Origin of the sequence: Microcoleus vaginatus HSN003 (genome assembly GCF_022701255.1) — a bacterium.
Taxonomy (GTDB): Bacteria; Cyanobacteriota; Cyanobacteriia; order Cyanobacteriales; family Microcoleaceae; genus Microcoleus; species Microcoleus vaginatus_B.
Genome location: NZ_CP031705.1, coordinates 1,661,685 through 1,675,253 on the forward strand (window position 1 = coordinate 1,661,685; position 13,569 = coordinate 1,675,253).

Below are 13,569 nucleotides of genomic sequence, written 5' to 3' on the forward strand. Positions count from 1 at the left end.
CGCGCAAGTCAGCTTCACGAGTTTGGCTATGCCGGATACTTTCAGACCCTGAATCCTTTTGCTATCATAAATCACTGCTTCAACTTGCCATTTGACTTTCAACTAACAGCAGCATCCATAGCAAGAGCCAAAAACAACTGTGTCAAAACCAAAGCATATAGTTTTAACATCCCATCCCGACAGATCGGGTACAAAACCTCATCCCATTTACTGGGGAGAAATCGATCCGCTGCAACGGGGGCCTGTGATTGGCAGCCTCACTAAATCGTCTCACCGGAATGCGATCGGCACTCATTCGGGTTCCTACTCTGTTTATCGCGCGCTAGCAGTGGCTTCCGGCGCACTCCAAGCAGATCACCGCCCGGACTTTACCAACACCTCTCCGGCGGCACACATCGGGCCGCACCCGAGTTGGGGCGATCGCAATTTGATTGTTTCTCTCGATCCGTTTGGGGGTTTGGTCAGCGAAGTTTATACTTCATTTCTCCAGCAGGGATATGATATTCGACCGACAATTGCTGTCACTAAAGCTCACATTAATATGCCGGAATTGCAAGATGCTATCGCTAAGGGGCGAGTGCAAATTGATGGCAAAATAGTCAAAGAAGGTGGCAATTTAGCAGTAACTAAAATTGCGATCGACCCGGTGTGGTATTTGCCTGGAATTGCTCGGCGAATCGGTGCCCAAGAAAGCGTTCTTCGCCGTGTCCTGTTCGAGCAAACAGGCGGAATGTTCTCGGACTTAGTGACGCGGCCGGACTTGCACGTTTTCTTGCCGCCAATTGGCGGAACGACGGTTTATATTATTGGCGATGTCGCGAATATTTCTGACCCGGACAAGCAGTTGGCGGTACGTGTACATGATGAATGCAACGGTTCAGATGTCTTCAGTTCCGATATCTGCACTTGCCGCCCTTATTTGGTACATGGGATTGAAATTTGCATCGAAACGGCACAATCAGGCGGTTCTGGGGTAATTGTTTACTTCCGCAAGGAAGGGAGAGCTTTGGGGGAAGTGACTAAGTTTTTGGTGTACAATGCCAGAAAACGGCAGGCAGGCGGCGATCGAGCTGATGCCTATTTTACGCGCACTGAATGCGTTGCGGGAGTTCAAGATATGCGGTTTCAAGAACTAATGCCAGACGTGCTGCACTGGTTGGGTATCTCTCGAATAGACAGTTTAGTTTCTATGAGCGATATGAAATACAATGCGATTATCAATTCTGGCATTCAGGTGGTCGATCGCATCCCCATTCCAGAAGATTGGATTCCCGCAGACGCACAAGTCGAAATTGTCGCCAAAAAAGCCGCCGGCTACTACACGCCAGACCCTGTGCCAGATGCTACAATTCTTGCAGAAGCGATCGGACGCGATTTAGGAGATTGAGAGGGCCAAGACGCGATCGGACGCGAACTCTCGCGTCTTGGCCACATAAAATTATTGCTGGTTTTTGATCAGTCAGGGTAGGTTATGGCTAATTTGCGTTCTACTGTGATCGTAAAAACAGATATTTGCGGATATACCGTCAGAGTCAAAAAATTATCTCAGTCGGACTTGAGTAGTTTGTTAAACGAGCATAAAACTTTTGTTTCAGATATTAGCACCAGAAATGAAGGCAGCGTGATTAAAGGGGAAGGTGATTCATTTTGGATAATTTTTCCCAGCGTCACAGCAGCGGCTGTAGCAGCCATAGAAATGCAGCAAGAATTGAGAGCGCAACAATCTAGCAAGGCAAACGACGAACGATTGGCTATTCGCGTGTCGATTACATTAGGAGATGTCTTGCATCAAGATAAAGATATCTTTGGCGATACTGTGAATTTAACAGCGCGCATAGAATCAGTAACTCCGCCGGATGAAATATATTTGTCCCAAGCAGCATGGCTGGCGCTCAATAAAGCAGAAGTGCAAACGTCTTTTGTTAACGAGTTTTCTTTGAAAGGGATGAGCGAACCTGAAAAAGTTTACAAAGTTGACCAAAGTTACAAAACGCGAATCATCAAGAATCAAGCCATAATTAAAGCTGATTTGAGAGGTTTTATAGCTTATCAAGAATCTAATTCTATCAAAGATGTGGAATATTTGCTCACCAACTTTGATACTTTTGAAAAAACAATCTGCGAAGAATATGGTGGCACAATTCGGAGTATTGTTGGCGATTCGCATTTGTTGACTTTCCCGGAAGCTCACTCAGCCTTAGCGGCAATGGAAAGTTTGTGCGAGAATTGGAAACTTTTTATTCACGCCAATCAAATACCTTGCGGTTTGTCGGTGGGAGTTGCTAAGGGAAATTTATATATATTTCGCTCTTGCACTTACGGAAAAGATATTCACATAGCCGACAGGCTGGAAGATTTAAGTAAAATAATATCTCCGGGGAGAGAAAGAAATTCGGTCATAGTTTCCGATCAAATAAAACGCGAAGTCAGCGGATCAAAGTGGGAATATAAGCTGATCAAAATCGATAAAAATGTGATTTTAGATAATCTTCTAGATTACACTCAGTTTGACTTTTTTCAAGAAAACGATGTTTATCGGTGTTTGGTTACATGAAGTTGCACAATATTGAACTTGAGACTGTAGAATATCTGAGAACGCCGGCTGCTATTCGTCAAAAGTGCGATCGGCTTTTTGATTTAGCCAGCCTGAACAAACTCCGCTACTTCCGCGTCGATTTATCCCAACTCGACAAAGCAGCAAATTATGTAATTGACACAACGCGGGAACAGTATCCCGATTTTAACATTCCCTTTCACAGTCGCTGGCGACACTTTGAAGCCGGCAACCTGCCGCGCCTCGCCGAATTGGATGCAGCTTTAGCAGAATTTGCGCTCATAGAGCAAGCTAAGAGCAAATTTGATTTAGCAATTATCAGCGTTTTGCTCGATGCCGGTGCTGGTGCAGATTGGCAGTATTGCGAACCAGAAACCGGGCTGATTTACCGCCGTTCTGAAGGGTTAGCAATAGCCAGCTTGCGGATGTTTTGTCAAGGTGTTTTTTCTAGCAATCCCGATTTTCCTTGGCAAGCGGATTCTGGCGGACTTTCTCAATTAAAACTAGAAACCTTAGCTGCTGGATTTCAGGTAAGTCGAGACAATCCGCTAGTTGGTTTAACAGGAAGATTAGAATTATTGCAGCGTTTGGGAAAGGCGATTTGTCAGCACCCATTATTATTTGGCAGCGAAAACCCGCGTCCCGGCAATTTGGCAAAATACTTGCTAGACAATCGGGTTTGTGGAGTCAACACTGTGAATGCTACGGTCGTGTTGAACGCTGTTTTGACAAGTTTTGGGGAAATTTGGCCGGGAAGATATGCAATTGGTGGCGTTAATTTAGGCGATGTTTGGCGACATCCGGCTTTAACAGGAGAAAATCTAGGAGATGAATTCGTGCCGTTTCACAAACTCTCCCAGTGGTTGACTTATTCGCTGTTGGAACCGCTGCAAGAACTTGGTTTAGAAGTCGCGGGATTGGATGAGTTAACGGGATTGCCTGAGTACCGCAACGGCGGTTTATGTTTGGATATCGGGCTGCTGCGGGCCAAAGATTCGGCTATTTTTGAGCAGAGTTACTTGCCGGGTTCGGAAGTTATAGTAGAATGGCGATCGCTGACTGTGAATCTTTTAGATAAAATTGCCGCAGCTATTCGAGAAAAGCTGCATTTGAGTGCGACAGAATTGCCGCTGGTGAAGATTTTGCAAGGAGGAACTTGGGCGGCGGGGCGGAAAATTGCGGCAGAATTGAGGGCTGGTGGAGGGCCGCCAATTCAGATTGAAAGTGACGGCACTGTGTTTTAGAGGGAAGAAGGAAGAAGCAAGAAGGAAGAGGGAAGAAGGAAGAGGGAAGAGGGAAGAGGGAAGAAGGAAGAGGGAAGAAGGAAGAGGGAAGAGGGAAGAGGGAAGAAGCAAGAAGCAAGAAGGAAGAGGGAAAATTATCCCCTCTTCCAACTTAAAACTCAAAATTCAAAATTCAAACCTGAAAACTATTCCTCACACTACACTCCCGACAAGCTGCTTAGCGACAAGTGCGATATTTGACATGATAAACTAAACCGCGATGAGCCAAATCGAAGGAGTCAACGGTGGCCATGCCGGCACCGCGGGCTGTCATGGCAGCATTTACTCTCATATTTACACTGTCGCCGCAGCGAGACCAAACATTCGCTACAGTGGCTAAGCTATCTCGAACATTGTAGTTAGTTTCGCCGCTGAGATTCCGATTAAAAACTGCGCCGCGCGCTCCAGCGAAAAAGTATTCTGCTCGCAGGTTGGCTGTGGTTTTGGGAGCAACGTAGCCGCGATAATCAGCATCGTAGATAGAAATTTGGTAGCCTTGGGGTACTTTGATGGGAATGCTCAGATTGCAGCTTTTCCGGCTTTGTGTTGAGACATTTCCCTGGGCTGCAAATTTGTCAAATAGGATGGTGAGTTCTTGACCGTCGGGGCTGACGCTGACGCTGGCAGAGCGATCGGGGCAACCGCTACCGCCATAGCTTGCACCTAAAATTTGAACGGCAGGATTAGCCAAGGCGGGGCTGATAGAAGCAGTCATTAATGCCGTAGCTAGCAATAGTTTTACAAACTTCATGGATGTTCTCCTTAATAAGTTCAGTTGTGTGTTAGGAGCACCCTAAAAAAATGGAAGTGAATTTCGGTAATGCGTTTTAAAGTTGGATATAACCGCCTTCATGTTGAAAGATGAAAAGCCAGTCAAGCCAAGCTTATGACCTCATGGGCAGTTCCTATCCAGCTTTTTTCGATTAGTGAATTAATCGAAAAAATAGGTTTTTTGTTGATACTTCTTAAGATTCATATCTGTTGGTAAAAGTTCCGGAAGATTTCGGGGCGAAGCTCCGGATCTGTGTTAATGGGCTTGGATGGAGCGCGAGACAGCGAAACCTGTGGGGAGGCTTTTGGGCCCGGATCTGCGTTCTTAGGAAGAGTGCGGGAAGGAGAGGAAACGAGATAATGACATATTTGTATATTTTCAAACCTCGCATACTTAGTGTCGCGCTGGGCGGATGAAAGGCAAGTGTAGAAGTAATTTTATTCGCGCGATATTCGTGTTTTCAATAGGGGTTTGATATAAGTAGTCCAGGACGCAGGGGCGGCAGAAACCAGGTTTTTTTGCGTCTAGAATTCCTTGAGGGCTGATAAGTTAGAATAAAGCAAATTAATTATTCAAAAAAATGAGTGCTAAAGTTACTGTCATTGACCATCCTTTGATACAGCACAAGTTAACTCTCATGCGACAAACTCAAACGAGCACGGCGAAATTTCGCCAACTGCTGAAAGAGATTGGAATGCTGCTAGCGTATGAAGTGACGCGAGATTTACCGCTAAAATACGAACAAATAGAAACGCCGATCGCCCAAATGAATGCACCGGTGCTAGCTGCAGAAAAGAAAATTGTTATTATTTCAATTATGCGCGCAGGTCAGGGACTGTTAGATAGTATTTTAGAGCTGATTCCGTCTGCGAGGGTAGGACATATTGGTTGGTACCGTGATCCGACAACTCGGATGGTGATCGAATATTATTTCAAAGTTCCCCAGGATATCGAACAGCGAGATGTTTTAATTGTCGATCCGATGTTGGCTACTGGTAATTCAGCAGTGGCGGCAGTGGATAGGCTGAAAGAAGTTAATCCGAAGTCTATTAAGTTTTTGTGCTTGCTGGCGGCGCCGGAGGGACTTAAGCACTTTCACGAACAACACCCTGACGTGCAGATTTATACGGCGGCAGTTGATGAGTGTTTGGACGAGCACGGCTATATTGTACCCGGCCTCGGAGATGCGGGCGATCGGCTTTACGGCACTCTCTGAATTCAATAAAATGATTTTGGGCTGTATATGCCAATACATTCATTAAAAAATAATTTTACTAACATAAGTAGTGGTTGGATAGTGCCATACAATGTAAATTGTAAGATTTTAATGTCAAGAAAAGCCTATATATAGCAAGGGTTGTAGGATTTTATTACATTAAATTCGTAAATTGCATTATCTAGATGTATTTATTGCATCTTATGGGTAAAATCTCTGCCTTTAGTGTAATTAATCGCAGGAATTAGTTCATAAGATAGATGTATGATGCTAACCGTTTGTGATCGACTACTAACATTTTTTGGACGAGGAAAAAAACAATGGAGACTACAGCACAGAAAGAAGCCCCAACTCAGCCTGTTGAGGAAGTGAAAATCAACAATATCAACAGTTTGGAGTTTGAGCTTTGGGCTAAAGCGGTGAAACGGCAGATGATTGCAGCACTCTCTAAAAAGGGCGCGATTTGACATCTCTGGGTTTTTTGTGTGCAACTTGTGTTAATTAAATTAACAAAATTTTTGTCTGCATGGTTGTCCAAGAGCGATAAGTGGGGAGGGAAAGAGTTTTGAGATTGCGCCTCTTTCGGAGTTGGGGGAAGGGGAGAAGAAAGCATTTTCCTTATTCCTAGTTTTGGACGCACGGGTGGAAGGAAACCGGGTTTTTTTACGAAAATACTTCTGTTGCAATCGGCAGAAATGGTAAAAAACCCCGGTTTCTTTGTGTCAAGAGTGCCTCCGGGACTGTTCTATCTGCCGAATGCTTTCTGCCAGATTACGATCGCTTGTCAACCGCCGCCAGCAAGCGCAGACTTCCGTCTTGAATCTGCACTGCTTTCACCGTTCCCACAGCAACTCTTTGTTGACCGTTAGCCATCGCTACCTCAATCTTAATCTTGGGGTCAGCCAGTAATCCCAGCCGCGCCCAGAGCCACTTAACTTGAGTAGCAGGAAAAGAGCGCACTTCTACATCTGAAAAGGGCGAATTAACCCAGCGGCTACCATCGTAAAAACTCGCTACTTGCACCTGATACCAAACTTGTTCTCCGGCCAATTTTAACTCGTTTTTCGGTTCTGGTTCCAGCCACTCAGCGGGATTGATACTGTTAATTAAAGTAGCAGAACCCATAATTTGACTTTTGTGGGCTTCTAAACTTTCAGCCTGAGAAACTGCTTCCTGAAGTTTGTTGACCAAATTCCGAATTCGATTTCTTGTTTCGCTGTCAGTATCTGATTGCTGGTCGAGCCAATTCATCGCCTCGCGAGCTCCGTCTTGAGAAGCTATAATCAGGGCGCCCCAAGCCTTGACATCGGCGTCAGCGGCATTCACTCTCAAGGCGGCGTCTATGCGGTTCCAGATCCGCCGGCCGTCATTTTTGAGGGTTGTGGCAATTTCGTGACTGTTGCTCGGATCGGCTTCAAATACTTGCAAAGCTTCGCTCCACCGGCCGTCGATCAATTCTGCGAGAACTTGTTGACCGGGACTGGCCCAAGATGCGATCGCCTGAGCCCGAGTAATTTTAGCGTGAAATTCGATCGTTTCTAGCTGAGCTTGCGCGACGGCGGGCCAATTTTGGCCAGCTTTCCCCTTCGCCACACGCATAACATTTAATGCTGGAGACCACAGCCCGCTTTTGGCAAGTCGCAGCCCATTTTTGTAAGTCTCGTCATTGAAGGCAAATTCTTCTAAAGAAATCGCGGTTAACTGAACGGGGTTCGGCAAAAATTTGCGCGGGCCAATTTGATAAAGGGTAAATTGCGGCTCTAAACCAACTGTTTGGTCGATCGCCAACTGTGGGTTTTCCCCCTTAACAATTTGCTGCCAATTCGGCGGTTGTCCAGCCGCACTCGCCCACTCCAACAGTGGCATTAAATGATTTTGGCTGGGGTTGTAGCGAACGACTTGTCCGTAGGGAATTTTCTTGTCGCCCCGCTTTAGTTGACCGCTGACATTAAACCAAATGCCAGAGGCGGGGGGCTTTCCGTCAAAGCGGCGCAGTTCTGTTAGGGGTAGGGACTGATTCGAGGCTTGATTGTCAGATGTAGAGTCAGCTAAAGAAGTAATGACAAAAGATTCCGCCGGGCCTTCTACGTTCACAGAACTTGCTAACTGAAAATACTGCTCTTTATCGGAACTGCGATCGGGCAACTGTACTCGCTTGTACACCCGAAGTTCGACAATTTGACGGCAAGGATTTTGGCAAACAGTAGAAGCCTTAACAGTTCTTTCTACCATCACCGGCAATAGCAAATCGGAAATAGAATTATCGCGGGATTGATCGACGGGAAGAGGCAGGGGTTCTCCGGTTACGAATCCCAATTTGCGGATGCTGGCTTTGATTTGATCGAGAGTTTGGATCGAATCTCTGCTACCTGTAGGCAGGCGCGACCATTCCGGCACAAACTGAGAGATCAACCTGTTGCCATTGGGATCGACAATTAGCTGATAACTCAGCCAAGCGCCGCCTCCCATCAAAGCTGCACAGCCACACAAGACGCTGAGGGCTGTCAGATTAGCTACCAGTCTTTTCCAGGGATATCTGGCGCGAGTTCGGGGAGTAGGTATTGGAAGCTGGGACTCTTGAAGATTTTTGGGGCGTCGGGTTTGGCGACGGCGTCTTGTCGGAGGAGGAGCAACTTTTCGATTTTCTGGGGGTAAGGCTCGATTTTTTGAGGGGTTAATTTTGTGTTCCATCATCCCATTTTAGAATTTAGATTTTAGAATTTAGAGTTTAAAATTGCAATAGCCGATCGTACTGCCGACCTATGATATCCCAAGTGTATTGGCTTTCAACGAGCGATCGAGCGTTGACAGAGAGCTCCTGTCTTAGCTGCTGATTTTCAAACAAACTGGTGATCGCCTCAACATACTCCTGAACTTTGTTCGCCCGCAAGGCCCTTATCAGTTGTGGGCCGCCATCGACGGCTAAACCCTCCAAACCTCGATCGCTACCAACCACGGGGGTTCCCGCAGCCATCGCCTCCAAAGTTTTATTTTTAATCCCAAAACCAATCCGCATCGGCACCACACAAACAGCAGCTTGATGCAAATATTCTGCCACCCTTTGCACCTGGCCTACTACTTGAATTCCCGGAAGTTCCCCCAAGGCGAGCACTTCCGGGACTGGCGAAGCCCCTACTAAGGTGAGGGTAGCATCAGGATAGCGCTGCTGCAAAGGCGGCAGTATTTGCAAACTCAGAAACCGCGCCGCGTCAATATTGGGCAAATTGTTCATTGCGCCTGCAAAAATTAAGGTATGTCCTCCCGGATCGATCGACCGGTACGGAAATTGAGTTAAATCCACGCCGTTAGGAATTACATCTATGGGAGGTACAAAAAAATCTTGTTTTCCTCGCACCCGAACCGGAGGCGACAGCAATTCTAGGAGTTGCTCTCTGTCTGTGGATGTTGTCGCAACAATGCGCGAGAATTTGGAACAGTAGCGTTTTTCGTAGCGGGCGAGTAGCGGTAAATTTAGTCGATCGCGCAGGGGTTTTTCGGAGGTGCCGGTTGCTAACATTTCCCTGCAAGTTCCCCAAACTGAACTGTGAATGTTTGCCACTGTCAGCAGTTTTTGCCGCCATTCTGGACGCACGTAAATCTCGTTAACGCTGTGTTCGCAGGTGACAGTATCGCATTTGCCTGCTGTTACCAATTCGTCTGCCCAATTCTGCATTGCTTGGGAGTAGCTTGAGAGTACGTTGGGAGGTGTTCCTGATTGCAAAAATCGACCAAATCTGTGGAATTTTCCTATTATTTCAGAGAACCCCCCCTCAGTCCTCCCCTTGTTAAGGGGGGGAGGCAAGAAGCCCTCCTCATGCCCCTGGTGCAGAGTTAGCCCCGCGTTGACAAGGGGGGGTTGGGGGGGTACTCGCGGGTTGGAAAAAACTGCTAATTCTGTGACTTGCTGTCGCAATGCGTCGATTTGTGCGTCGGTGACATCGGGCGATCGCACAGTGCCGAGAATTACATCATGGCGCTGACTCAAGTATTGCAATAAATTAAACGTCCTTACCTGAGTTCCTCCGCGGCTTGGCGGATAGGGAAAAGTCGAGGAAAGCATCAAAATCTTCATGGGATGTGGAATAAATAAAGTTGCCGCTTGCGCGATAAAATTGATTGATAAAATCTTTTTAACAATCTTCGCACCTATGGACGAATTATCTGTTAAGGCGCTGCTCGAAGACTTGAAAAAGCCCGACGAAAGTGTTCGCGATCGGGCAACTACAGAACTCTGGCGCACTTGGTTTAACCAGAAGGGTGAGTATGGGATGCAAATTCTCAGGCGATCGCAAGTTTCGCTGGATGCAGGCGATGTTCACCACGCTTTGGATTTGCTGACGAAACTGATTGCGGAAGCGCCGGATTTTGCTGAAGCTTGGAACCGACGCGCCGTACTTCACTATACCCAAGGAAATTATAAAAAGTCGATCGAGGACTGCGAAATCGTCCTCAAACTGAACCCAGTGCATTTTGGGGCATTGCATGGTCTGGGCTTGTGCTACGCTGCCTTGGGAGAATACATAAATGCTATTCAAGCTTTTCGTCGCGCTTTGGAAATTCAACCTTTTGCTTTGGTGAACCAAAAGTTAATTCTGGAGTGTACGGCTCGTTTGAGTTAAAATTAACTGTGGAGTGAAGGAAGAAGGAAGAAGAAAGAAGGAAGAAGAAAGAAGGAAGAAGAAAGAAAATCAATGGTTTCAGAATTTTTTCGTAATCTCAAATCTCAAATTGTCTAAGTTAGTGCCGAAAATTAGCGTTTGCATTCCTACTTACAATCGAGTGCATCTGCTGGCTTGTGCGATCGCCAGCGTGCTAGATCAAACTTATACAGATTTTGAATTAATTATCTGTGATGACGGTTCTACTGACAGCACTCCTCTGTTGATGTCGGAATTTGTCGATCGCGGGATTCGCTACATTCGCCACCCGCAGAATATCGGCAAGAGTAATAATATGCGATCGGGCTTTGCGGCAGCAAGGGGCGAGTATTTTATCAAGTTTGACGATGACGATCGCCTGAGCGCGCAATTTCTAGAGCGGACATCGGCTATTTTAGATAAAGACCCCAGCATTGATTTTGTCAGTACAGATCACTGGGTGATCGACATTAACAATTATATTGATGAAAACCAGACGAAACTCAATTCGCAGCGGTGGGGGCGCACCGAGTTGTCGGCTGGAATTATTGAAGATTTGCTCGAAGCAGTGTTTCGGAGACAGAGTTTGCAAATAGGGGCGACTTTGTTTCGTCGCCGCGCGCTGGAAGAAGTCGGATTTCTGCGGCCGAATTTGCAAAATTGCGAAGATAACGATTTGTTTGTGAGGCTTGCAATTGCGGGCAAAAAATGCTACTTCTTGCCGGAGCTGTTGATGGAGTATCGAGTTCATGCAGGACAGCAAGGAGTCGATCGGGCAATTCCGTATTTAAGCGATAAATTGCGCTATTTGACCGGCTACGAGTTTGAGTCGGAGAAGTTGGAAACAGTCAGGCTCAAAAGGATTGCAGAAACTCAATTAGCGCTAGGTTTGCGGCTGATTGAGGTGGGTGAAACTGCAAAAGGGCGCCTGATGGTGCGGGCAGGAAAGTCTGTTTCTGCGGCGAAAATGTGGGCGGGTTTGGGATTGTCGCTGCTGCCAGTTGAGTTGCGTCCCAGGGCGTTTGAGATTGTACGGGAGTTGATGAAATAACCATCAATAAGAATTATTAATTTTCCGCAGGCGATAATACATTAATGTTGATTAGAGTACGGGGCTTTGTCGGGGCTTGAGATTTACTGAGATTTGGCTCGATCGAGAACCTGCCGGGGATCGTTGAGAGAGTCGGCGGAAAAAATAAAAATTCGATCGGACACGTTTTACATTAAATTAAGAGATTAAGAAATACTAAAAAATTAAGTATTTACGAGTTTGACATCGATCGGGCACGACTACAGACCTTTCCTTGGGTCTGCCCTGCTTGTGCTATCTGTCAGGCGATTAGGGAAAACTTTTGCCCTGAAACTGGGTGAAGGGATCAAAGCCAGCATTGTTAAATTCTGTCTAGTTTATTAATGCACCACTCATGTCAATAACTAATCAGATTCGTTTTAATAATCTCAAGGGCGACATCTTCGGCGGTGTCACTGCTGCGATCGTCTCGCTGCCCCTGGCCCTCGCCTTCGGGGTCGCTTCCGGAGTCGGGCCGATCGGGGGACTGTACGGTGCCATTTGCGTTGGCTTCTTTGCCGCGCTGTTTGGCGGTACCCCAACACTGATTTCTGAACCCACAGGGCCGATGACTGTGGTGATGACTGCGATCGTCGCATCCCTCACCGCTAGCAATCCCGAACAAGGGCTAGCAATGGCGTTTACCGTTGTGATGCTGGCGGGGTTGTTTCAAATCATCTTTGGTATTTTCAAGCTAGGGAAATACGTCACCCTGATGCCCTACAGCGTGATTTCCGGCTTTATGTCGGGAATTGGCGTGATTTTGATCATTCTGCAAATTGCACCGTTTCTGGGCCAAGCCCCGCCCAAAGGCGGTGTTTTGGGTACTTTTTTAGCAATTCCGCAGTTGCTGGCGAACGTAAATCCGCCGGAAGCAATTCTGGGTGCCTTGACGGTGGCAATTATTTTCCTGATGCCCAAAAAGGTGAAGAAAATCGTGCCCCCGCAATTGATAGCGCTGATTGTCGGCACGGTAATTTCCATGACTGTGTTTCAGGGCGCGGATATTCGCCGGATTGGGGAAATTCCGGTGGGACTGCCCCCTTTGCAATTGCCGACTTTTTCCGCCGATCAAATCACGGTGATGTTTGTGGATGGGGTGATGCTGGGGATGCTGGGCTGTATCGATACCTTGCTGACGGCAGTGGTGGCGGACAGTCTGACGCGGACGGAGCACAAGTCCGATAAGGAGTTGATCGGTCAAGGGATTGGCAACATCGTGTCGGGGATCTGCGGTGGCTTACCGGGCGCCGGGGCAACGATGGGAACTGTGGTCAATATCCAAACAGGCGCGACTTCGGCGTTGTCGGGTTTAACTCGGGCGTTGGTGTTGCTGGTGGTGGTTTTGGGGGCGGCGAAGTTAACTGAACCGATTCCGATGGCGGTGTTGGCGGGGATTGCGCTGAAGGTGGGGATTGATATCCTTGACTGGAGTTTCCTGAAACGATCGCACAAAGTATCTGTTAAGGGTTCCCTGATCATGTACGGGGTGCTGTTTTTGACTGTGTTTGTGGATCTGATTGTGGCGGTGGGTGTAGGCGTCTTTATTGCCAATATCCTGACTATCGAACGGTTGAGTAGTTTGCAGTCTGCGGGAGTGAAGCTGATTTCCGACACGGATGATGAGGTTCTCCTGAGCGAGGAGGAGAAGCAACTCTTGGATCAGGGTAAGGGGCGCGTGTTGCTGTTCTGCTTGAGCGGCCCGATGATTTTTGGGTTGTCGAAGGCGATCTCCCGCGAACACAATGCTATGAAGGATGCGGATGCTTTGGTGATGGATCTGACTGCTGTGCCGATGCTGGGGGTGACGGCTTCGCTGGCGATCGAAAATGCGATCCGCGATGCCTGCGATAAGGGTTTGCAGGTTTACATCGTCGGTGCCAGCGAGAAAATTCAGCAGCGCTTGCAGAAGTTGGGATTGTTGGATCTGATCGCGCCAGAGCATGTCCTGAGCGATCGTACCGTAGCCTTACGACGAGCCGTCGCTGTGGTTGACAACAAAGGCATCCCCTTGGGAGTGCCGGTGTAACAAGGCGCG

At 47.4% G+C, this 13,569-nt stretch carries 12 protein-coding genes; 9 read left to right on the plus strand and 3 right to left on the minus strand.

What is annotated here, in order from left to right; all coding sequences use genetic code 11:
• Positions 1-139 precede the first annotated feature (139 nt).
• The 4 genes from D0A37_RS06990 to D0A37_RS07005 all read left to right on the plus strand — a co-directional run bounded on the left by D0A37_RS06990 (position 140) and on the right by D0A37_RS07005 (position 4,051).
• The gene (locus tag D0A37_RS06990) at positions 140-1,387 is read left to right on the plus strand and encodes a GTP cyclohydrolase II (RefSeq protein ID WP_242722694.1); all 1,248 of its coding nucleotides are present in this window, start codon (positions 140-142) and stop codon (positions 1,385-1,387) included.
• 84 nt (positions 1,388-1,471) lie between these two features.
• Positions 1,472-2,554 (plus strand): adenylate/guanylate cyclase domain-containing protein, encoded by a 1,083-nt coding sequence (locus D0A37_RS06995; protein ID WP_242722696.1) that lies wholly within the window; start codon positions 1,472-1,474, stop codon positions 2,552-2,554.
• Positions 2,551-3,798 carry a URC4/urg3 family protein gene (locus tag D0A37_RS07000; protein ID WP_242722698.1) on the plus strand — a complete coding sequence of 416 codons (1,248 nt, stop codon included), beginning with the start codon at positions 2,551-2,553 and terminating at the stop codon, positions 3,796-3,798. The genes D0A37_RS06995 and D0A37_RS07000 overlap by 4 nt, the downstream gene beginning before the upstream one ends.
• A complete protein-coding gene (locus D0A37_RS07005; protein WP_242722700.1) occupies positions 3,779-4,051 on the plus strand; it encodes a hypothetical protein in 273 nt (90 codons plus the stop codon). The genes D0A37_RS07000 and D0A37_RS07005 overlap by 20 nt, the downstream gene beginning before the upstream one ends.
• Here D0A37_RS07005 and D0A37_RS07010 read toward each other — a convergent pair.
• Complete coding sequence (locus D0A37_RS07010; RefSeq protein ID WP_242722703.1) at positions 4,016-4,588, minus strand: DUF4360 domain-containing protein; 573 nt, start codon at positions 4,586-4,588, stop codon at positions 4,016-4,018. The genes D0A37_RS07005 and D0A37_RS07010 overlap by 36 nt on opposite strands.
• Positions 4,589-5,189: 601 nt before the next feature.
• Here D0A37_RS07010 and upp point away from each other — a divergent pair.
• Positions 5,190-5,825 carry a uracil phosphoribosyltransferase gene (gene upp, locus D0A37_RS07015; protein ID WP_242722706.1) on the plus strand — a complete coding sequence of 212 codons (636 nt, stop codon included), beginning with the start codon at positions 5,190-5,192 and terminating at the stop codon, positions 5,823-5,825.
• 320 nt (positions 5,826-6,145) lie between these two features.
• Positions 6,146-6,292: a hypothetical protein gene (locus D0A37_RS07020; protein ID WP_006635359.1), complete on the plus strand. Its 147-nt coding sequence runs from the start codon at positions 6,146-6,148 to the stop codon at positions 6,290-6,292.
• Positions 6,293-6,596: 304 nt separating this feature from the next.
• Here D0A37_RS07020 and D0A37_RS07025 read toward each other — a convergent pair whose 3' ends face one another.
• A complete protein-coding gene (locus D0A37_RS07025) occupies positions 6,597-8,519 on the minus strand; it encodes a hypothetical protein (protein WP_242722710.1) in 1,923 nt (640 codons plus the stop codon).
• A gap of 34 nt (positions 8,520-8,553) precedes the next feature.
• The gene (locus tag D0A37_RS07030) at positions 8,554-9,897 is read right to left on the minus strand and encodes a glycosyltransferase family 4 protein (protein ID WP_242722712.1); all 1,344 of its coding nucleotides are present in this window, start codon (positions 9,895-9,897) and stop codon (positions 8,554-8,556) included.
• A 76-nt stretch (positions 9,898-9,973) separates the two neighbouring features.
• Between D0A37_RS07030 and D0A37_RS07035 the strand changes: the two genes are divergently transcribed.
• From D0A37_RS07035 to bicA, 3 genes are all read left to right on the plus strand, one after another.
• Positions 9,974-10,444 (plus strand): tetratricopeptide repeat protein, encoded by a 471-nt coding sequence (locus tag D0A37_RS07035; protein WP_242722714.1) that lies wholly within the window; start codon positions 9,974-9,976, stop codon positions 10,442-10,444.
• Positions 10,445-10,565: 121 nt separating this feature from the next.
• On the plus strand, positions 10,566-11,513 hold the full coding sequence (locus D0A37_RS07040) for a glycosyltransferase family 2 protein (RefSeq protein ID WP_242725411.1): 948 nt from the start codon (positions 10,566-10,568) through the stop codon (positions 11,511-11,513).
• Positions 11,514-11,886: 373 nt separating this feature from the next.
• The gene (gene bicA, locus D0A37_RS07045; RefSeq protein WP_242722716.1) at positions 11,887-13,560 is read left to right on the plus strand and encodes a bicarbonate transporter BicA; all 1,674 of its coding nucleotides are present in this window, start codon (positions 11,887-11,889) and stop codon (positions 13,558-13,560) included.
• Positions 13,561-13,569 lie beyond the last annotated feature (9 nt).